Here is a 19351-nt window from a genome sequence, read left to right as displayed (position 1 = left end):
CGGGCCCGTCACGGGCCCGCCCTCCGGCGCGCGTCGTGCGGGCTACCCGCGCGGTACGGCGGGCCCGTCAGGCGGTGCGGAACAGCAGGGCCGCGCTGTGCCCGCCCAGCCCGAACGACGTGCTCAGCGCCGCCCGCACCGGCCTGCGCCGCGGCGACTTGACCACCACGTCCAGCTCGATCTCCGGGTCCAGCCGGTCCAGGTTGGCCGTCGGCGGGATCGCCTGGTGCTGGAGGGTCAGCACCGTGCACGCCGCCTCCACCGCGGCCGCGCCGCCGCCCGCGTGCCCCAGCACGCTCTTCACGGCCGTCACCGGCGGCGGCGTCCCCCGGAACACCCGCCGCAGCGCCCGCGCCTCGGCCAGGTCGTCCAGCGCGCCGCCGCTGCCGTGCGCGTTCACGTGGTCGACGTCCTCCGGGGTCAGCCCGGCGTCCGCGAACGCCGCCCGCACCGCCCGCTCCACCCCCCGGCCCTGCGGGTCCACGCCCGCCGCGCCCGGCGCGCACCGCGCCTCCGCCGACGCCCCGTACCCGCAGAGCACCGCCCGCACCCGCGCCCGCCGCGCCCGCGCGTCCGCCAGCCGCTCCATCACCAGCACGCCCGCGCCCTCGCCCAGCACGAACCCGTCCCGCTCGGCGTCGAACGGGCGGGAGGCCCCGGTCGGGTCGAACGTACGCGACGACAGGCTGCCCGCGCGGCCGAGCCCCGCAGCCGCCGTGCGCCCCGGGACGCCGTCGCAGCCGCCGGCGACGGCGACGTCGCACGTGCCCGCCCGCAGCAGGTCGCGCGCCACGCCGATGGCGGTCGCGCCCGAGGCGCACCCGCCGGACGTCACGAAGCTCGGGCCCAGCGCGCCCAGCTCCGTACTCACCTCCGCGGCGCTCACCCCCCGCGCGGTCCCCCCGCCCGGGCCGCAGCCGGTGCCCAGCACCACCGCCACCCGCGTACCGTCCCAGCCGCCCGCCGGCCAGGACGCGTCGGCGACCGCCTCGCGGGCCGCGGCGAGGCCCAGCCGGGCGGGCCCCTCGAAGCCCGCGACCCGGCAGGAGAAGTCGACCGGCAGCCCCGCCAGGCGCACGTCCCGGGACGCCGTAGGGACGCCGTCGAGCAGCCCGTCCCACGTGCACTCCGCGGTCCGTCCGGCCGGGGTGACCAGACCGATGCCGGTGACCGCGATGTCGTTCAGGTGTGCGCGGACGCGCTCTCTCACGTGCAAGACGGGCTCCAGAGGGGGGCGGTGACGACGGGGGAGGAGCGCCACCCTACGGGCGGCCCGGCCGGGCGCGGGCCCGCCGCGGTGCCGATCGGCGGCCCGCCCGGGGCAAAAGCACCCGCGCGGGTGACGCCGCGTTCCGCCCCGGGGGCGACGCCGCACCGCCGATCGCGCGGACCGCCACCGGAGGCGTCAACTCCGGTCCGGCCACGCCCACATGGAGGATGGCGGCCCGGCGCCTGCCACAGCCGCCGCCGGGCTCCCCCGCGCCCCCGCCCGCACGGCGGCCGGGTCCCGGTGAAGGGGGCCCGGACCCGGGCGTACGCTGCGGACATGAGCGAAGCGAACGCCCTGTCGAGGCGGATACGCGCGTGGTTGGCGTTCTTCGTCGTGTGCCTCGTGCTGAGCGGGGTGACGGCCTTTCCGCTCGTCACCGAGGTGCGCCTGATGCACGAGGCGCTGACCGGCTGGGCGTCCCCCGTCGGCGACGCCCTCCCCGGCCTCCTGGAGTGGATCGGGCGGGTGCGCGCCGGCCTCGACACCGCCGACGCCCGCTACCCGTTCCTCCTGTACGGCACCGACTGGCTGGCGTTCGCCCACCTCGTGATCGCGGTCGCCTTCTACGGGCCGTACCGCGATCCCGTACGGAACATCTGGGTCGTCGACTTCGGCGTCATCGCCTGCGCGGGGATCGTGCCCCTCGCCCTGATCTGCGGCCGGATCCGGGACATCCCCTTCTGGTGGACCGTCATCGACATGGCGTTCGGGGTCTTCGGGGTGGTTCCGCTGCTCGTGGTCCGCCGCCACATCAAGCGGCTCGAGGCGCTGACGGCGCCGGCCGGGTACGCCGCACCGGTGGCGCCGCCCGGGACGCCGGCGGCCCTCGCGGCACCGGCCGGGCCGGCGCCCGGGACGCCGCGGGGCTGAGGAAAGCCCCGGGGAGCGCCGGCGCCGGCCGGGTGGCCGAGGGCGGTCAGGGCTTGCGGGCCACCGCTCCGAACTGGGCGACCTCGGGGCCCGCCTCGGAGCGCCAGCGGGAGCACGAGACGATGCCCGGCTCCAGGACCTCCAGGCCGTCGAGGAACGACGCGAACTCCTCGCGGCTGCGGGCGGTGATGGGCGGGGTGGCGTTCGCGTTCCAGAACGCCATCGCCTCGGCGTTGCCCGCGCCGCCCAGCGCCGGCTCCAGCGTGGGGTGGGTCAGCACCAGGTGGCTGCCCGAGGGGACGGCGGCCATCAGGGTGCGCACGATGGAGCGGGCGGTGTCGGTGTCGAGGACGAAGTTGAGGATGCCGAGCATCATCACGGCGACCGGCTGCTCCAGGTCCAGCGTCCGCCCGACCGCCCGCAGGATCCGCTCCGGGTCGTGCGCGTCCGCGTCGACGTACTCCGTGACGCCCCGCCGCGAACTGGTGAGCAGCGCCCGCGCGTGGGTCAGCACGATCGGGTCGTTGTCGACGTACACCACCCGGGCGTCCGGGGCGACGCGCTGCGCCACCTCGTGGGTGTTGTCGGCGGTCGGCAGCCCGGTGCCGATGTCGAGGAACTGCCGTACGCCCGCCTCGCCCGCGAGGTACCGCACCGCGCGGCCCAGGAACGCCCGGTCGGCGCGGGCCACTTCACCGATGCTCGGGTACAGCGAGGTGACCTGGTCGCCGACGGCGCGGTCGACGGAGTAGTTGTCCTTGCCACCCAGCCAGTAGTTCCAGACGCGCGCGTTGTGGGCGATGTCGGTGCGGATCCTGTCGATGTGCGGCGACGTCACGTGCGGGCTCCCGTCAGTACGGAGTTCAGGGTGTCCACGCGGTTGGTGGTGATCGAGTCCACCCCGTTGTCGATCAGCTTACGCATGGTCCTGCGCGTGTCGGCGGTCCAGGCGGAGACCAGCAGCCCGTCGCGGTGCACCCGGTCCGCGAGGTCCCGGCCGACCAGCCCGAAGCGGTAGTTCAGCCAGCGCGGCGCCACCGCGTCCAGCAGCACCGGCCGGGCCGGGGCGAGCGACGTCCACGTCAGGGCGATCTCGGCGGCCGGGTCGGCGGCGCGGACCAGCAGCATCGCGGCGGCGCCCGAGCAGTAGAAGACCCGGTCCTCCGCGTCGCACTCGCGGACCGTGCCGACGACGGCCCGCACGGTCCGCTCGGTGGCGCCCGGCAGGTCGATCATCACGCGCTGCGGGGCGGCCGCGGCGAGCGCCTCGTACAGCGTGGGCACGCCCTGCGGCCCGGTCAGCTCCCGCACCTCGGCCAGGGAGAGCGCCGCGAGCGGCCGGTCGATCCGCCACAGCCGCCGCAGCGTCTCGTCGTGGAGGAGCACCGGGACGCCGTCCCAGGTCAGCCGTACGTCGACTTCGACGGCGTCAGCGCCGCGCGCCACCGCCGAACGGATCGACGCGGTCGTGTTCTCACGGACCCGGTAGGGGTCGCCCCGGTGCCCGACGACGGTGACGGTGCGCATGGGGCCCATTGTCGGCACGGCGCCGGTCAGCGCGCGAGCCACTGCTCCGTGTACGTGTCGATCTCCCGCCCGAGGCGCTCCTTGCCGGCCGGGTCCAGGAAGGACGCCTCGACGGCGTTGCGGGCGAGGGCGGCGACGCCGCGCTCGTCGAGGTCGAGGAGGCGGGCGGCGATGGCGTACTCGCCGTTGAGGTCGGTGCCGAACATGGGCGGGTCGTCGGAGTTGACCGTCACGAGGACGCCCGCCTCGACCATCTCCCTGATCGGGTGCCGGTCGAGGTCGGTGACGGCGCGGGTGGCGATGTTGGAGGTGGGGCACACCTCCAGCGCGACGCGGTGCTCGGCGAGGTGGGCGAGGAGCCGGGGGTCCCGCACCGCGCTGGTGCCGTGGCCGATGCGCTCGGCGCGCAGGTCGGTCAGCGCGTCCCACACGGTCTCGGGGCCGGTGGTCTCGCCGGCGTGCGGGACGGAGTGCAGCCCGGCCGCGATGGCCCGGTCGAAGTACGGCTTGAACTGCGGGCGGGGCACGCCGATCTCCGGGCCGCCGAGGCCGAACGACACCAGCCCCTCCGGCCGCAGGTCGACGGCGAGCCGGGCGGTCTCCTCGGCGGCCTCAAGGCCGGCCTCGCCGGGGATGTCGAAGCACCACCGCAGGACCACGCCCAGCTCCGCCTCGGCGGCGGTCCGGGCGTCCTCGATGGCCTCCATGAACGCCTCGGCGTCGATGCCGCGCCGGGTCGAGCTGTACGGCGTGACGGTGAGCTCGGCGTACCGGATGTTCTGCCGGGCCATGTCCCGGGCGACCTCGTACGTCAGCAGCCGGACGTCCTCGGGGGTGCGGACCAGGTCGACGACCGACAGGTAGACCTCGATGAAGTGGGCGAAGTCGGTGAACGTGAAGTAGTCCACCAGGGCCCCGGGGTCGGTCGGCACCTTGGAGTCCGGGTGCCGCGCGGCCAGCTCGGAGACGATGCGGGGGGAGGCCGACCCGACGTGGTGGACGTGCAGCTCCGCCTTGGGCAGCCCGGCGATGAAGGGCAGCAGATCGGTCATCGGGGTCCTCCGGGTGGGTGAGCCGTCCCTGGTCAGGGATCATCGTAGGCCGGTCGTTAGCATGGCCGGAGACGATGGGGGAGGCTCATGCCAGACGACAACGACCGGAACGATCCCTGGGCGCCGCCGGAGAGCCGGCCGCCCGTACCGGGGGTCGACCTCGGCAAGTCCGCGACCCCGCGACCCTCACCGGCCCCGCCGACCACGCAGGCCCCGGTCACCCAGTCCTCACCGACCCCGCCGGTCGCGCAGGCCGCGCCCGCGGCGCCGCACGACCAGCCCACGGTGACCTCGATGCCCGGCGCCGGCTTCGGCCCGCCGGGGGCCGGCGACGAACTGCCCCCGCCGCCGATCGCGCCGGGCGGCCCGGCGCAGCCCGCCCCCGGCCCGTACGGCTACCCCGCGCCGGCCGCACCCGCGGCGGGCCTGCCCGGCTACCCGGCGCACCCCGGCGGCTACGCGGCCCCGTACGGCGCGGGCGCCTGGGGCCCGGCCCCGGCCAACGGGCTGGGCGTCGCGTCGATGGTGCTCGGCATCGTCTCGATCGTCGGCTGCTGGATGTACGGCCTCGGCATCGTCCTGGGCGTGCTCGCCCTCATCTTCGGCATCGTGGGCCGCAAGCGGGTCCGGCGCGGCGAGGCGAACAACGGCCCCATCGCCACCGCGGGCATCGTCACCGGCGCGGTCGGCATCGCCCTGGGCGCCCTGGTGCTCGCCGGGCTCATATGGGCCATCACCGAGGAGATCAAGAAGGACGACGGACCCGACCGCGACGACCCGTACGCCACCTCCCTGGTGGTCAGCGGCACCGGCCGCTGACGGAGCGGCCCCGGCGGTCCGTTCCCGGCGGGAACCGGACGCCCGCCCGTCGGTGCTGAGCGGCATCCAGGGCTGATCGTCGGGCCATACGATGGGCCGACGAAGTCCTTGGAGGGGAGACCACCCATGTCCGATCCGAACCAGCAGCCCGGCGGCTTCGGGCCCAGCCCGTACGGCCCCGCCCAGCCGCCGCAGCCCGGTTACGGGTACCCGGCCTCCCCCGCCCAGCCGCCGCAGCCCGGCTACGGCTACCCGGCGGCCGGAGCGCCCGCGCACCCGCCGGCCTCCTACCCGCCGCCGCCCTCCCCGTACGCCGCGCCCGGCTACGCCGCTCCGCGCCCCAGCAACGGCATGGGCACGGCGGGCCTCGTGCTCGGCATCATCGGCGTCGTCTGCAACGTCATCATGGTGCTGTGGTTCGTCGGCATGGTCCTCGGCGTCCTCGCGATCATCTTCGGCGCGGTGGGGCGCGGCAAGGCCAACCGCGGCGAGGCCACGAACAAGGGCGCGGCCACGGCCGGCCTGGTCATGGGCATCATCGCGACGGTCCTGCTGCCGGCCCTCATCCTGGTGATCTTCGCCGGCGCCGTGGGCGCGGCGGGCGGCATCTGACCGCGCCGCCGCCCACCGGCCCCGCGCCGCCACCCCGGAGGCCCGGCACCCACCGCGTGCCGGGCCCCCGCCGTACCGGCCACCCGTACCCGTCCACCCCTCCCCCGCGCCCGCTACGGGCGGTCGCCGAGCCGGTCGCGGGCGTCCATCAGCGCGAACCCCAGCAGGTTCAGCCCCTGCCAGCGGGCCGGGTCGTACGCCCGCTCGTCGTCGGCGGCGAGTCCGATGCCCCAGACGCGGTCCACCGGGCTCGCCTCCACCAGGACGCGGCCGCCGGTGCCGAGCAGGTAGCCCGCGAGCCGCGGGTCCTGCGCGAACTTGTGGACGCTGCCCGCCACCACGATCCCGTACCGCTCGCGCCGCCACACCTCCTCGTCGAAGCCGCGCACGAGCCGGCCCGCCTTCTTCGCGAGGGCCGGGTTCGCCGCCGAGACGGCCTGCCGCTCGGCCTCCGCGTCGCCGAAGAGCCGGGCCTTGGCGGCCATCATCCAGTGCTCGGCCGTCGCGTACCGCACTCCGTCGACGGTGAACGGCGAGGGCCACCACTGGCTGAGACAGCTCGGTCCGAGCCGTCCGTCCGGCCGGGGGCGGTGCCCCCAGAAGTGCAGCCACTTCACCCGCTCACCCTTGCTGACCTGCCGGGTCAGCGCTTCCAGACGCTCCATGCACGCCAGCATCGCAGCCGCCACGGACACTCCGTACGGGGATTTCCGCCCGCACGCGACAGATGGTCCACCGAATCCGTCGCGTAATCAAAAGGCAACAACGGAATCCCTTGTTGGGTCGGGACGCCTCTGTCAGGATCGGCACTCAACTCGGGCTGGAGCAACGGAGAGCGTCCATGGAAGACCGCTTTCGGACAGCGGAGACACAGCACCCGGAGGGTCTGCGCACCCTCACCGCCGACCGTGCGCGCCGGCGCTTCTCGGCGGGCGCGCAGTACGTCGGCGGGCGGCTGCGCCCCGGCACCTCGGACCGCACCCACACCGTGGTCGACCCCGCGACGGGCGAGGAGGTCCTCACCTACGCGCTCGCCTCCACCGCCGACGTGGACGCGGCCGTCGCCGCCGCCCGCGCCGCCTTCCCCGGCTGGGCGGGGGCGACCCCCGGCGAGCGATCCGACGCGCTGCACCGCTTCGCCACCCGCCTCGCCGAGTTGGCCGAGGACCTGGCGCTGACCGAGTCCCTCCAGTGCGGCAAGCCGCTGCGGCTGACGCGTGAGTTCGACGTGCCCGGGACGGTCGACAACACGGCCTTCTTCGCGGGGGCCGCCCGCCACCTCCAGGGCCAGTCGGCCGGCGAGTACAGCGGCGACCACACCTCCTACGTCCGGCGGGAGCCCATCGGCGTCGTCGGCTCGATCGCCCCCTGGAACTACCCCCTCCAGATGGCGGCGTGGAAGATCCTCCCGGCCGTCGCCGCGGGCAACACCGTCGTCCTCAAACCGGCCGAGCCCACCCCGCTGACCGCGCTGATGTTCGCGCAGGCCGCCACCGAGGCGGGCATCCCCGACGGCGTCGTCAACGTCGTCAACGGCACGGGGCGGGAGGCCGGCGAGCACCTCGTGGGGCACCCGGGCGTCGCGATGACCTCCTTCACCGGCTCCACCGCCGTCGGCCGGCGCGTCGCCGCGATCGGCACGCGCACGGTCAAGCGCCTCCACCTCGAACTGGGCGGCAAGGCCCCGTTCGTCGTCTTCGACGACGCCGACCCCGAGGCCGCCGCCCACGGCGCGGTCGCCGGCGCCCTGATCAACACCGGCCAGGACTGCACCGCCGCCACCCGCGCGTACGTCCAACGCCCCCTGTACGACGCGTTCGTCGAGCGGGTCGCGGGGCTGATGGCGGGCGTGCGCCTCGGCGACCCCTTCGACCCGGAGACCGACCTCGGGCCGCTCGTCACCCACGCCCACCGCGACCGCGTCGCCGCCTTCGTGGAGCGCGCCCGCGCGTACGCCACCGTCGTCACCGGCGGTACGGCGCCGACCGGCCCCGGCGCCTACTACCGGCCCACCCTCGTCACCGGCGCGCCGCAGGGCAGCGAACTCGTCCAGGCGGAGGTCTTCGGACCGGTCCTCGTCGTGCTGCCCTTCGACACCGACGACGAGGGCCTCGCCCTGGCCGACGACACCCCCTACGGGCTGGCCGCGTCCGCCTGGACCCGCGACGTCTACCGCGCGGGCCGGGCCACCCGCGAGCTGGCGGCCGGCTGCGTCTGGATCAACGACCACATCCCGATCATCAGCGAGATGCCGCACGGGGGGTACGGCGCCTCGGGCTCCGGAAAGGACATGTCAACCTACTCCTTCGAGGAGTACACGCAGGTCAAGCATGTGATGTACGACAACACGGCGGTCGCCAGGAAGCCCTGGCACCGCACGGTCTTCGGGGACCGCCCGTGACCCTCGCGGCCGCCGCCGCGCGGTGACGGCGTACCGCAGGACCAGTGGCCACCCACCCCTCCCGAAAGGGCACAGCGCATGGAGCAGTACGAGCCCGACACCCCCTCCGCGGCCCAGGCCGCCGCGATGCGGCGCAGCCTGACCGAGGGCAGGGGGGCCCTCACCCGCCGGTCCGTGCTGCGTGCCACGGGCTTCGGGGCGCTCGCCGTCGGCGGCCTCGCCGGGGTGAGCGCCTGCGGGATCCCGCCCGCCAAGCGGGAGGGCGGGGGTCCCGCCGCGACGGACTTCTCGGCGGCGGAGAAGCGGCTGGCCTTCTCCAACTGGACCGAGTACATGGACGTCGGCGAGGACGAGAAGAGCCACCCGTCGCTGGAGGCGTTCACCCGGCGCACCGGGATCGCGGTGAAGTACACCGCCGACATCAACGACAACGTCGAGTTCTTCGGCAAGATCAAGCCGCAGCTGGCCGCCGGCCAGGACACCGGCCGCGACCTGATCTGCGTCACCGACTGGCTCGCCGCCCGCATCATCCGGCTCGGCTGGGCGCAGAAGCTGGACGCGGCGAACCTGCCCCACGCGTACGCGAACCTCTCCGCGCAGTTCCGCCGCCCCGACTGGGACCCGGGCCGGGCGCACTCCTACCCCTGGACCGGCATCTCGACGGTCATCGCGTACAACGCCAAGGCCACCGGCGGCCGCAAGGTCGACTCCGTCAGCCAGATGCTGGACGACCCGCGGCTCAAGGGCCGGGTCGGCTTCCTGACCGAGATGCGCGACACCGTCGGCATGACCCTCCTCGACCTCGGCAAGGACCCGGGCGCGTTCACCGACGCCGACTACGACGCCGCGATCGGCCGGCTCCGCAAGGGCACCGAGACCCGGCAGATCCGCCGCTTCACCGGCAACGACTACACCTCCGACCTGAACAAGGGCGACCTGGCCGCCTGCCTCGCCTGGGCCGGCGACGTCATCCAGCTCCAGGCCGACAACCCCGACATCCGCTTCGCCATCCCGTCGGCCGGCTACATCACCTCCAGCGACAACCTCCTCGTGCCCGTCGGCGCCCGGCACAAGACGAACGCGGAGAAGCTCATCGACTACTACTACGAGCTGCCGGTCGCCGCCCGCCTCGCCGCCTACATCAACTACGTCTGCCCGGTCGACGGGGTGCGCGACGAGCTCGCGCGGATCGACCCCGCCCTGGCGTCGAACACGCTGATCCTCCCGGACAAGGCCATGGCGGCGAAGTCGCGCGCCTTCCGCTCCCTCACCAGCGCGGAGGAGACGGCGTACGAGGAGAAGTTCGCCGGGCTCATCGGTGCCTGAGCCCGCCGCGCCCACCGCCGCCGTCCACCCCTCGACCTCCGGGACCGCCCTCCATGACCACTGACACCACCGACACGCACACCGCCGGCGGCGACGTCCGCCTCACCGGCATCAGCAAGACCTACGGCTCCTTCACCGCCGTCCACCCCCTGGACCTCACCGTCCCGCAGGGTTCCTTCTTCGCCCTCCTCGGCGCCTCCGGCTGCGGCAAGACGACCACCCTGCGCATGATCGCCGGCCTGGAGGACCCCACCACCGGCACGGTCTTCCTCGGCGACCGGGACGTCACCGACCTGCCGCCCCACAAGCGGCCCGTCAACACCGTCTTCCAGTCCTACGCCCTCTTCCCGCACCTGTCGATCCACGAGAACGTCGCCTTCGGGCTGCGCCGCCGCGGCGTCAAGTCCGTCCGCAAGCAGGTCGCCGACATGCTCGACCTCGTCCAGCTCGGCGACAAGGCGGGGCACCGGCCGCACCAGCTCTCCGGCGGCCAGCAGCAGCGCGTCGCCGTCGCCCGCGCGCTCATCAACCACCCCCAGGTGCTGCTGCTCGACGAGCCGCTGGGCGCCCTCGACCTCAAGCTGCGCCGCCGGATGCAGCTGGAGCTCAAGCGGATCCAGACCGAGGTCGGCATCACCTTCGTCCACGTCACCCACGACCAGGAGGAGGCCATGACGATGGCCGACACCGTCGCGGTGATGAACGGCGGACGCGTGGAACAGCTCGGCGCCCCCGCCGACCTCTACGACAACCCGCGCACCACCTTCGTCGCCAACTTCCTCGGCACCTCCAACCTCATCGCGGCCGAGGTCGCCGAGGCGGGCGGCCGGGACCTCGTCGTGACCGCCGGCGGGGGCGCGCTGCGGCTGCCCGCGGACCGCTGCCAGGCCCCCGCGACCGCCGGCGGCAGGCTGCTGGTCGGCATCCGCCCGGAGAAGATCTCGCTCGCCCACGCCGACGACGCGGGCGCGATCGACACGGGCCGCAACCGCGTCACCGGCCGGATCGTCACCACGTCCTTCATCGGCGTCTCCACCCAGTACGTCGTGGACGGGCCGGCCGGCACCGGTCTGCAGGTGTACGAGCAGAACGTCGAACGCGACCCGCGCCTCGCCCCCGGCGCCGAGGTCGTCCTGCACTGGAACCCGGCGCACACCTTCGGTCTCGACGCCGCCCAGGACGCCGACGCGGGCGTGGAGAAGGTGGAGGACGCCGCGTGACCGTCACCGAAGCACCCGGCACGCCACCCGATACGCCCGGAGCGACCGGGGCTCCGGCCGGACCCGGCACGTCGCCGGCGCCGCGCCGGCGCCCGGTCCGGCGGCGGCTCGTCCCGTACTGGCTGCTCCTGCCCGGTGTCCTGTGGCTGCTCGTCTTCTTCGCGCTGCCGATGGTCTACCAGGCGTCGACCTCCGTGCAGACCGGCTCCCTGGAGGAGGGCTTCGAGGTCACCTGGCACTTCCCGACCTACTGGGAGGCGCTGCGGGAGTACTGGCCGCAGTTCGTCCGCTCCCTGCTGTACGCGGGGACCGCGACCGCGCTGTGCCTGCTGCTCGGCTACCCGCTCGCGTACCTCATCGCGTTCCGGGCCGGACGGTGGCGCACCGTGCTCCTCGTCCTCGTCATCGCCCCCTTCTTCACCAGCTTCCTCATCCGCACGCTCGCGTGGAAGACGATCCTGGCGGACGACAGCGCCGTCGTCGGCGCCCTGAACGCGCTGCACGTCCTGGACGTCACGAGCTGGCTCGGCTGGACCGAGGGCGACCGGGTGCTGGCCACCCCGCTCGCGGTCGTGTGCGGGCTGACGTACAACTTCCTGCCGTTCATGATCCTGCCGCTGTACACCTCGCTGGAGCGGATCGACGGCCGGCTGCACGAGGCCGCCAAGGACCTGTACGCGTCCCCCGCCACCACCTTCCGCAAGGTGACCTTCCCGCTCTCCCTCCCCGGCGTCGTCTCCGGCACCCTGCTCACCTTCATCCCGGCGAGCGGCGACTACGTCAACGCCGAACTGCTCGGCTCGACCGAGACCAAGATGGTCGGCAACGTCATCCAGTCGCAGTTCCTGCGGGTGCTCGACTACCCGACGGCCGCCGCGCTCTCCTTCCTGCTCATGGCCGCCGTGCTCGTCGCGGTCACCTTCTACATCCGCCGCGCCGGAACGGAGGACCTGGTCTGATGCGCCGGCTCCGCGAGAAGCTCGTCCCGCTGGCGGGACTGCTGACGCTCGCCTACCTGCTCCTGCCGAACGTCGTCGTGACGGTGTTCTCCTTCAACGACCCGGTGGGACGCTTCAACTACTCCTGGCAGGAGTTCTCCACCGCCGCCTGGCGGGACCCGTGCGGCGTCGCGGGCCTGTGCGGCTCGCTCGCCCTCTCCCTCCAGCTGGCCGCCTGGGCCACGCTCGGCGCGACCGTCCTCGGCACGATGATCGCCTTCGCCCTCGTCCGGTACCGCTTCCGGGCGCGCGGCGCGGTCAACTCGCTGATCTTCCTGCCGATGTCCATGCCCGAGGTGGTCATGGCCGCCTCGCTGCTCACGCTCTTCCTCAACATGGGCGCCGAGCTGGGCTTCACGACCGTCCTCATCGCGCACGTCATGTTCTGCCTGAGCTTCGTCGTCGTGGCGGTCAAGGCCCGGGTGCTGTCCATGGACCCCCGCCTGGAGGAGGCGGCCCGGGACCTGTACGCGGGCCCGGTGCAGACCTTCCTGCGGGTCACCCTGCCGATCGCGGCCCCCGGCATCGCGGCCGGCGCGCTGCTCGCGTTCGCCCTGTCGTTCGACGACTTCATCATCACGAACTTCAACGCGGGCTCGACGGTCACCTTCCCCATGTTCGTGTGGGGCTCGGCCCAGCGCGGCACGCCCGTGCAGATCAACGTCATCGGCACGGCGATGTTCGTCGTCGCGGTGCTGCTCGTCGTCGTCGGGCAGCTCGTCGCCGCCCGGCGCAAGCGTACGGACAACCTCCGGTAACACCCGCACCTGCAAGGGAGTTGGAAGCCATGGCCCCCGTCGCCATGCGGACCGCTGCACGATCACTCTCGGACGCCCAGCCCGTCCCCTTCTGGCTGGAAGACCCCGGCAAGCCCGCCGCCCGCCCCGCCCTCACCGCCACGGAGAACTGCGACCTGCTCGTGGTGGGCGGCGGCTACAGCGGGCTGTGGACCGCGCTCCTCGCCAAGGAGCGCGACCCGCGGCGGGACGTGGTGCTCATCGAGGGCCGCGAGGCGGGCTGGGCCGCCTCGGGGCGCAACGGCGGCTTCTGCGCCGCCTCCCTCACCCACGGCTTCGGCAACGGCCTGGCCCGGTGGCCGGAGGAACTGCCGAAGCTGGAGGAGCTCGGCGCACGCAACCTCGACGCCATCGAGGCCGCCGTCGCCGTGTACGGCATCGACTGCGACTTCGAGCGGACCGGCGAGATCGACGTGGCCACCGAGCCGCACCAGCTCGCCGAGCTGCGCGACACCTACGAGGAGGCCCGGCGCCTCGGCCTCGCCGACGGACTGGAGCTGATGGACCGGGAGGCGGTGTGCGCGCAGGTCGACTCGCCGACGTTCCTCGGCGGCGTGTGGGACCGGCGCGGGGTCGCGCTGCTGCACCCGGCGAAGCTCGCCTGGGGCCTGAAGCGGGCCTGCCTGGAGGCGGGGGTGCGCGTGTACGAGAACACCCGCGGCCTCGACCTCGCCCCGGCCGGCGCCGCCATGGCCGTACGGACCCCCTACGGCCGGGTCGTCGCCCGGCAGGTGGCCCTCGGCACCAACGTCTTCCCGTCGCTGGTCCGGCGCACACGGCTGTACACGGTGCCCGTCTACGACTACGCCCTGATGACCGAGCCGCTGACGGCGCAGCAGCTGGCCTCCGTCGGCTGGCGCGGCCGCCAGGGCCTGGGCGACAGCGCCAACCAGTTCCACTACTTCCGCCTCAGCGCCGACAACCGCGTCCTGTGGGGCGGCTACGACGCGATCTACCCCTTCGGCGGGCGCGTGCGGACGGAGCTGGACCAGCGGCCCGAGACCTACCTCACCCTGGCGGAGCACTTCTTCCGCTGCTTCCCGCAGCTGGAGGGCGTGCGGTTCACCCACGCCTGGGGCGGCGCCATCGACACGTGCTCCCGCTTCTCGGCCTTCTTCGGCACGGCGCACCGCGGCCGGGTCGCGTACGCCGCCGGCTACACCGGGCTCGGCGTCGGCGCGTCCCGGTTCGGCGCCGACGTGATGCTGGACCTGCTGGCGGGGGAGCGCACGGAGCGCACCGAGCTGGAGATGGTGCGCAGGAAGCCGCTGCCGTTCCCGCCCGAGCCGTTCGCCTGGGCGGGCATCGGCGTGACGAAGTGGTCGCTGGCCCGCGCCGACGCCAACGGCGGCCGCCGCAACCTGTGGCTGCGGGCGATGGACCGGGTCGGGCTCGGCTTCGACAGCTAGGGGGTGTCTCGTCGACCGGGCCGGATCGGCGAGACGCCCCCCAGGTCCTGGCCCGCCGGAGGCCCTGGCGGTACGGGGAGGCGCGAGCGCCCCCGTACCCGCCCGGCGTGCGCCCCCGCGGGCCGGTTCACCCCTTCGTGGTGGCCGAAGTCGCGTAATGATCCGGGCCCGCCCGGCTCTCCCCGTGCGACGGCACCGCCCTGACGGGCGGTCGGACACGGACACGGAGGCGATGCGCGATGACGGGTACGGGGGCTTCGGGCCGGCGCGGCTCGGCGGGGGCTCGGGCGGCGGTGGAGTGGCTGGCGGCGGCGGCACCCGACCCCGGCGCCTGCCGCCGGGAGTGGGAGCGCGACCCGCTGGGGACCGCCCTCCTCCCGGCGGGGCGCCGCTGGGACGTGCTCATCGTGCCGGAGTGGCTCGGCCGCCCGGCGCTGGAGGTGCTGCACCGGCTGGTGGAGCGCCCGGGGCCGGTGCTGCGGGGCTTCGGCGGCGAGCGGACGGGGTTCTTCGTCCCCGTCGGCACGGCCGCGCGCTGGGTCGGCACCGGGACGCGCACCGCCGGGCGGGGCGCGTGGATCGCGGTGCCGCACCCGGGGCGGGTGGTGGGCGCGGCGCGCTGGCTGGTCCTGCCGGACGGCTCCGGCACGCTGACCGAACCGGCCCTGCTGGAGCTGGCGCTGCACGAGGCGGCCGGGCGCATCGCCGGCGGCGGTGAAGGCGGCGGGGGTGACGGCGGCGGTGACGGCGGGGAGCGCGGCGGCGGGGGCGGTGGCGACGGGAGGGCTTGACAACCGAATTGGTCTGGACCATCTTGTGGGCGCGCCGCACCCTCGACACCCCCACCCACGGGAGCAGTTGTGGACCGCACACGTCGCACCAGACCCCTCGCCGCCGCGCTGGCGGCCGTACTCGCGGCGGGCGGCCTCGCCGCAGCCGCCCACACCGCCGAGGCGCACCCCCGCGCCCGGCCCGCCCCGGGGCCGGCCGCCGCGCCCGCCGCCGACACCGAACTGGCCCGCAACGGCGGCTTCGAGGCCGGCCTGGACGGCTGGACCTGCTCGGCGGGGAGCGGCGCCGCCGTCGAGGCGCCCGTACGCACCGGCAGCCGGGCCCTGCGCGCCGCCCCCGCGGGCGGCGACCACGCGCGCTGCGCCCAGACCGTCGCCGTCCGGCCCGACGCGGCCTACACGCTGAGCGGCTGGGTGCACGGCGGGCTCGCCTACCTCGGCGCGTCCGGCACCGGCACCACCGACGTCTCCACCTGGACCCCGTCCGCCCCCGACTGGCAGAAGCTCACCACCACCTTCCGCACCGGCCCGGCCACCCGCTCGGTGACCGTCTACACCCACGGCTGGTACGGCACCGCCGCCTACCACGCCGACGACCTGTCGCTCACCGGCCCCGGCGGCGACCCGGTGCAGCTCCCCGCCGCCCCCGCCGACCTCACCGCCGGGACCCCCACCTCCTCCGGCGTGCCGCTCACCTGGCGGCCCTCCGCCGGCGCGACCGGCTACACCGTGTACCGCGACGGCGCCAGGGCCCTGACGACCACCGGCACCTCCGCCACCGTCACCGGGCTCACCCCGGCCACGTCGTACACCTTCCAGGTGACCGCGACCAACAGCGCCGGCGAGTCGCCCCGCTCCGCGGCCGTGACCGCGCGCACGGCCGACGGAGGTACGGGCCCCGGCCCGGCGCTGCCCGCCCACGCCCTCGTCGGCTACCTGCACGCCAGTTTCGCCAACGGCTCCGGGTACACCCGCATGGCCGACGTCCCGGACTCCTGGGACGTCATCGACCTCGCCTTCGGCGAACCCACCTCCGTCACCTCCGGCGACATCCGCTTCCGCCTCTGCCCGAGGACGGAGTGCCCGAACGTCGAGACGGAGGACGAGTTCAAGGCCGCGATCCGCGCCAAGCAGGCCGCGGGCAAGAAGGTCCTCATCTCCATCGGCGGCCAGAACGGGCAGGTCCGGCTCGCCACCGCCGCCGCCCGCGACACCTTCGTCACGTCCGTCTCGAAGATCATCGACGAGTACGGCCTCGACGGCCTCGACATCGACTTCGAGGGCCACTCCCTCTCGCTGGACACCGGCGACACCGACTTCCGCAACCCGAAGACCCCGGTCGTCGTCCACCTGATCTCGGCGCTGCGCACCCTGAAGGCCCGGTACGGCGAGGACTTCGTGCTGACCATGGCGCCCGAGACGTTCTTCGTGCAACTCGGCTACCAGTACTACGGCTCGGGCCCCTGGGGCGGCCAGGACCCGCGCGCCGGCGCCTACCTGCCGGTCATCCACGCGCTGCGCGACGACCTGACCCTCCTGCACGTCCAGCACTACAACTCCGGCCCGATCATGGGACTGGACGACCAGTACCACTCGATGGGCGGCGCCGACTTCCACATCGCGCTCACCGACATGCTGCTCACCGGATTCCCCGTGGCGCGCGACCCGGGCCGGTTCTTCCCGGCCCTGCGCCCCGAGCAGGTCGCCATCGGCCTGCCCGCCTCGACCCACGCGGGCAACGGCCACACCCCGCCCGCCGAGGTGGACAAGGCGCTCGACTGCCTCACCAAGGGCACCGGCTGCGGCACCTACCGCACCCACGGCACCTGGCCCGGCCTGCGCGGCCTCATGACCTGGTCCGTCAACTGGGACCGCTTCAACGGCGGGGAGTTCTCCCGGAACTTCGACGCCTACCGCTGGAACTGACCGCCAGGCCGCCAGCGCCGAAGAGCAGCAGGCTCCCGGCGACGTCCAGCGGCCAGTGGTACCCGCGCAGCACCAGCCCCGCGCCCGTCGCCGCCGTCAGCACCGCGGCGACGGGCAGCAGCGCCCGCCGGTGCACCAGCAGCGCCGCCCCGCAGTACGCCACCAGCGCGGTCGCGGTGTGCCCCGACGGGTAGTAGCCGGTCGCCTGGGTCAGCGGCCCCGGCCGGTCGAGCAGCGCCTTCAGCGGCACCACCAGGGCCGGGACGAGGGCCATCGCGGCGAGCGCGTAGAGCGCCGGGCGCCGCCGCCCGCGCCACGCGGCGTACGCGGCGGCAGCGGCGAGGACGGGCACGGCGACCGCGACGTTGCCGAGGTCGGCGCCCAGCTCGGCGAGCGGGGCGGGGCCCCGGCCGGCCAGGGCGCGGCCCCACCGCTCGTCCAGGCCGGCCAGCGGGCCGCGGACGGCCACCTGCCAGGTGACCAGCAGGAAGCCGACGAGCAGCAGGAGCGCGCAGACGAAAGCCGGCCGTCCCGGAACAGGGGGGGTTGTTCCGGGACGGCCGGCAGGACCGGTGTGCCGCTCGCCCCGGGGGGTGTGGGGCGGGCGACCGTCCGATCGGTGAGGAGTGCCGGAGCCTGAGGCGCCGGCGCGGTGCGCGAGGGCACGGCCAGGGCGGAACTGGGGAGGTCCCGGCCTGGATCCGCCCGCAGTCCCCTGCGAGCGGCTTTCTTCTCTCATCCGTTCCGACCGTACGCCACGGGCCGGGGGGCCGACAGGCGGCTCCCCAACCCGCCATCGGCCCCCCACACCTTCTTCACGACGTGCGCGTCCCGGCGCGCCCCGGCCGTCCGGAGCGCGCACGGGCGAGCCGTGCCGGACCGGTGACCCGAACCCGTGCCGGACCGGTGACCCGAACCCGCGTCAGATGCCGGCGTACGCGGCCTCGATGACGTCCAGGCCCTCGTCGAGCAGGTCCTCGCCGATCACCAGCGGCGGCAGGAAGCGCAGCACGTTGCCGTACGTTCCGCAGGTCAGGACGAGCACGCCCTCGGCGTGGCAGGCCTTGGCGAGCGCGGCGGCGGCCTCCGGGTTCGGCTCCTTGGTCGCCGCGTCCTTCACCAGCTCGATCGCGATCATGGCGCCGCGGCCGCGGATGTCGCCGATCTGGCACCCGACCTTGTCGGCGTACTTCTCCTGCAGCGCGGCGAGACGGCCCTTCATGACCTCCTCGATGCGCTTGGCCTTGGCGTTGAGGTCGAGCTCCCGCATCGTCTCGATGGAGCCGAGCGCGCCCGCGCAGGCCACCGGGTTGCCGCCGTAGGTGCCGCCGAGGCCGCCGCCGTGGACGGAGTCCATGATCTCGGCGCGGCCGGTGACGGCGGCGAGCGGCAGGCCGCCCGCGATGCCCTTGGCCGTCGTGATCAGGTCGGGGACGATGCCCTCGTCCTCGCAGGCGAACCACTGGCCGGTGCGGCAGAAGCCGGACTGGATCTCGTCCGCGACGAAGACGATGCCGTTGGCGTTGGCGAACTCGACGATCGCGGGGAGGAAGCCCTTGGCCGGCTCGATGAAGCCGCCCTCGCCCAGCACGGGCTCGATGATGATCGCGGCGACGTTCTCGGCGCCGATCTGCTTGGTGATCTGGTCGATCGCCTGCGCGGCGGCCTCGGGGCCGCAGTTCTCCGGACCGGTCGGCCAGCGGTAGCCGTACGCCACCGGCACGCGGTACACCTCGGGCGCGAACGGCCCGAAGCCGTGCTTGTACGGCATGTTCTTGGCGGTCAGCGCCATCGTGAGGTTCGTCCGGCCGTGGTAGCCGTGGTCGAAGACGACGACGGCCTGGCGCTTGGTGTACGAACGGGCGATCTTGACCGCGTTCTCGACGGCCTCGGCGCCGCTGTTGAACAGGGCCGACTTCTTCGCGTGGTCACCGGGGGTGAGCTCGGCCAGCGCCTCGCAGACCTCCACGTACCCCTCGTACGGGGTGACCATGAAGCAGGTGTGGGTGAAGTCCTGGAGCTGCGCGGAGGCGCGGCGCACGACGGCCTCGGCGGAGGCGCCCACGGAGGTGACCGCGATGCCGGAACCGAAGTCGATCAGGCTGTTGCCGTCCACGTCCTCGATGACACCGCCGCCCGCGCGGGCGGTGAACACCGGCAGCACCGAGCCGACGCCGCCCGCGACGGAGGCGAGTCGCCGGGCCTGGAGCTCCTGCGACTTCGGGCCGGGAATGGCGGTGACGACGCGGCGCTCCTGCGGGATTTCGGTCATGCGGGGCTCCTGGGGGTACGTACGAGGCGGTGGCTCTGCTTTCTCCCGCAGGCTAGGCCCC

General features: G+C 74.4%; 18 protein-coding genes. 11 read left to right on the top strand and 7 right to left on the bottom strand.

What is annotated here, in order from left to right; all coding sequences use genetic code 11:
• Positions 1 to 67 precede the first annotated feature (67 nt).
• On the bottom strand, positions 68 to 1210 hold the full coding sequence (locus LPA54_RS12410; protein WP_308112839.1) for a beta-ketoacyl synthase N-terminal-like domain-containing protein: 1143 nt from the start codon (positions 1208 to 1210) through the stop codon (positions 68 to 70).
• 336 nt (positions 1211 to 1546) lie between these two features.
• Here LPA54_RS12410 and LPA54_RS12405 point away from each other — a divergent pair, with 336 nt between their 5' ends.
• Positions 1547 to 2140 (top strand): hypothetical protein, encoded by a 594-nt coding sequence (locus LPA54_RS12405; RefSeq protein WP_228976792.1) that lies wholly within the window; start codon positions 1547 to 1549, stop codon positions 2138 to 2140.
• 46 nt (positions 2141 to 2186) lie between these two features.
• Here the strand turns inward: LPA54_RS12405 and LPA54_RS12400 are convergent, their stop codons facing one another.
• Genes LPA54_RS12400 through LPA54_RS12390 form a run of 3 tightly spaced genes read right to left on the bottom strand, consistent with a single transcriptional unit; the run spans position 2187 to position 4719 of the window.
• The gene (locus LPA54_RS12400; protein WP_228976791.1) at positions 2187 to 2978 is read right to left on the bottom strand and encodes an SAM-dependent methyltransferase; all 792 of its coding nucleotides are present in this window, start codon (positions 2976 to 2978) and stop codon (positions 2187 to 2189) included.
• A complete protein-coding gene (locus LPA54_RS12395; protein WP_228976790.1) occupies positions 2975 to 3667 on the bottom strand; it encodes a glycerophosphodiester phosphodiesterase in 693 nt (230 codons plus the stop codon). Before LPA54_RS12395 ends, LPA54_RS12400 begins: the two co-directional genes overlap by 4 nt.
• Positions 3668 to 3693: 26 nt before the next feature.
• Positions 3694 to 4719, bottom strand: a complete 1026-nt coding sequence (locus LPA54_RS12390; protein ID WP_228976789.1) for an adenosine deaminase — start codon at positions 4717 to 4719, stop codon at positions 3694 to 3696.
• Positions 4720 to 4806: 87 nt separating this feature from the next.
• On the opposite strand from LPA54_RS12390, the gene LPA54_RS12385 reads away from it, so the two are divergent.
• The gene (locus LPA54_RS12385) at positions 4807 to 5538 is read left to right on the top strand and encodes a DUF4190 domain-containing protein (protein WP_228976788.1); all 732 of its coding nucleotides are present in this window, start codon (positions 4807 to 4809) and stop codon (positions 5536 to 5538) included.
• A gap of 126 nt (positions 5539 to 5664) precedes the next feature.
• Entirely contained in the window at positions 5665 to 6150 is a 486-nt protein-coding gene (locus tag LPA54_RS12380; protein WP_228976785.1) for a DUF4190 domain-containing protein, read from the top strand.
• Positions 6151 to 6263: 113 nt separating this feature from the next.
• On the opposite strand, the gene LPA54_RS12375 is transcribed toward LPA54_RS12380, so the two are convergent.
• A complete protein-coding gene (locus LPA54_RS12375; RefSeq protein ID WP_228976784.1) occupies positions 6264 to 6815 on the bottom strand; it encodes an NADAR family protein in 552 nt (183 codons plus the stop codon).
• Between the two features lie 176 nt (positions 6816 to 6991).
• Here LPA54_RS12375 and LPA54_RS12370 point away from each other — a divergent pair, with 176 nt between their 5' ends.
• From LPA54_RS12370 to LPA54_RS12335, 8 genes are all read left to right on the top strand, one after another.
• Positions 6992 to 8551 carry a gamma-aminobutyraldehyde dehydrogenase gene (locus tag LPA54_RS12370; RefSeq protein WP_228976781.1) on the top strand — a complete coding sequence of 520 codons (1560 nt, stop codon included), beginning with the start codon at positions 6992 to 6994 and terminating at the stop codon, positions 8549 to 8551.
• A gap of 78 nt (positions 8552 to 8629) precedes the next feature.
• Positions 8630 to 9877 (top strand): spermidine/putrescine ABC transporter substrate-binding protein, encoded by a 1248-nt coding sequence (locus tag LPA54_RS12365; protein ID WP_228976780.1) that lies wholly within the window; start codon positions 8630 to 8632, stop codon positions 9875 to 9877.
• Between the two features lie 53 nt (positions 9878 to 9930).
• Positions 9931 to 11097, top strand: a complete 1167-nt coding sequence (locus tag LPA54_RS12360) for an ABC transporter ATP-binding protein (RefSeq protein WP_228976778.1) — start codon at positions 9931 to 9933, stop codon at positions 11095 to 11097.
• Positions 11094 to 12056 (top strand): ABC transporter permease, encoded by a 963-nt coding sequence (locus LPA54_RS12355; RefSeq protein ID WP_228976776.1) that lies wholly within the window; start codon positions 11094 to 11096, stop codon positions 12054 to 12056. The genes LPA54_RS12360 and LPA54_RS12355 overlap by 4 nt, the downstream gene beginning before the upstream one ends.
• Positions 12056 to 12853 (top strand): ABC transporter permease, encoded by a 798-nt coding sequence (locus LPA54_RS12350; RefSeq protein WP_228976775.1) that lies wholly within the window; start codon positions 12056 to 12058, stop codon positions 12851 to 12853. Before LPA54_RS12355 ends, LPA54_RS12350 begins: the two co-directional genes overlap by 1 nt.
• 29 nt (positions 12854 to 12882) lie before the next feature.
• Entirely contained in the window at positions 12883 to 14301 is a 1419-nt protein-coding gene (locus tag LPA54_RS12345) for an FAD-binding oxidoreductase (RefSeq protein WP_228976773.1), read from the top strand.
• A gap of 239 nt (positions 14302 to 14540) precedes the next feature.
• Complete coding sequence (locus tag LPA54_RS12340) at positions 14541 to 15092, top strand: hypothetical protein (RefSeq protein ID WP_228976771.1); 552 nt, start codon at positions 14541 to 14543, stop codon at positions 15090 to 15092.
• Between the two features lie 69 nt (positions 15093 to 15161).
• Positions 15162 to 17018: a chitinase gene (locus tag LPA54_RS12335; protein ID WP_228976769.1), complete on the top strand. Its 1857-nt coding sequence runs from the start codon at positions 15162 to 15164 to the stop codon at positions 17016 to 17018.
• Here LPA54_RS12335 and LPA54_RS12330 read toward each other — a convergent pair.
• Positions 16969 to 17757 carry a phosphatase PAP2 family protein gene (locus tag LPA54_RS12330; RefSeq protein ID WP_228976766.1) on the bottom strand — a complete coding sequence of 263 codons (789 nt, stop codon included), beginning with the start codon at positions 17755 to 17757 and terminating at the stop codon, positions 16969 to 16971. The genes LPA54_RS12335 and LPA54_RS12330 overlap by 50 nt on opposite strands.
• Positions 17758 to 17940: 183 nt before the next feature.
• Positions 17941 to 19290 carry a 4-aminobutyrate--2-oxoglutarate transaminase gene (gabT, locus tag LPA54_RS12325; protein WP_228976764.1) on the bottom strand — a complete coding sequence of 450 codons (1350 nt, stop codon included), beginning with the start codon at positions 19288 to 19290 and terminating at the stop codon, positions 17941 to 17943.
• Between the last annotated feature and the right edge of the window lie 61 nt (positions 19291 to 19351).

Origin of the sequence: Streptomyces sp. DH12, from assembly GCF_020873895.1 — a bacterium.
Lineage (GTDB): Bacteria > Actinomycetota > Actinomycetes > Streptomycetales > Streptomycetaceae > Streptomyces.
This window is presented reverse-complemented; position numbering and strand designations above follow the sequence as displayed.

Excerpts from the sequence above, each read along its gene's own strand:
- LPA54_RS12350 (WP_228976775.1), top strand. The coding sequence starts at position 12,056 with ATGCGCCGGCTCCGCGAGAAGCTCGTCCCGCTGGCGGGACTGCTGACG.
- LPA54_RS12345 (WP_228976773.1), top strand. The coding sequence starts at position 12,883 with ATGGCCCCCGTCGCCATGCGGACCGCTGCACGATCACTCTCGGACGCC.
- LPA54_RS12390 (WP_228976789.1), bottom strand. The coding sequence starts at position 4,719 with ATGACCGATCTGCTGCCCTTCATCGCCGGGCTGCCCAAGGCGGAGCTG.
- LPA54_RS12375 (WP_228976784.1), bottom strand. The coding sequence starts at position 6,815 with ATGGAGCGTCTGGAAGCGCTGACCCGGCAGGTCAGCAAGGGTGAGCGG.
- LPA54_RS12405 (WP_228976792.1), top strand. The coding sequence starts at position 1,547 with ATGAGCGAAGCGAACGCCCTGTCGAGGCGGATACGCGCGTGGTTGGCG.
- LPA54_RS12370 (WP_228976781.1), top strand. The coding sequence starts at position 6,992 with ATGGAAGACCGCTTTCGGACAGCGGAGACACAGCACCCGGAGGGTCTG.
- LPA54_RS12340 (WP_228976771.1), top strand. The coding sequence starts at position 14,541 with ATGACGGGTACGGGGGCTTCGGGCCGGCGCGGCTCGGCGGGGGCTCGG.
- LPA54_RS12395 (WP_228976790.1), bottom strand. The coding sequence starts at position 3,667 with ATGCGCACCGTCACCGTCGTCGGGCACCGGGGCGACCCCTACCGGGTC.
- LPA54_RS12330 (WP_228976766.1), bottom strand. The coding sequence starts at position 17,757 with ATGAGAGAAGAAAGCCGCTCGCAGGGGACTGCGGGCGGATCCAGGCCG.
- LPA54_RS12365 (WP_228976780.1), top strand. The coding sequence starts at position 8,630 with ATGGAGCAGTACGAGCCCGACACCCCCTCCGCGGCCCAGGCCGCCGCG.
- LPA54_RS12360 (WP_228976778.1), top strand. The coding sequence starts at position 9,931 with ATGACCACTGACACCACCGACACGCACACCGCCGGCGGCGACGTCCGC.
- LPA54_RS12380 (WP_228976785.1), top strand. The coding sequence starts at position 5,665 with ATGTCCGATCCGAACCAGCAGCCCGGCGGCTTCGGGCCCAGCCCGTAC.
- gabT (WP_228976764.1), bottom strand. The coding sequence starts at position 19,290 with ATGACCGAAATCCCGCAGGAGCGCCGCGTCGTCACCGCCATTCCCGGC.
- LPA54_RS12385 (WP_228976788.1), top strand. The coding sequence starts at position 4,807 with ATGCCAGACGACAACGACCGGAACGATCCCTGGGCGCCGCCGGAGAGC.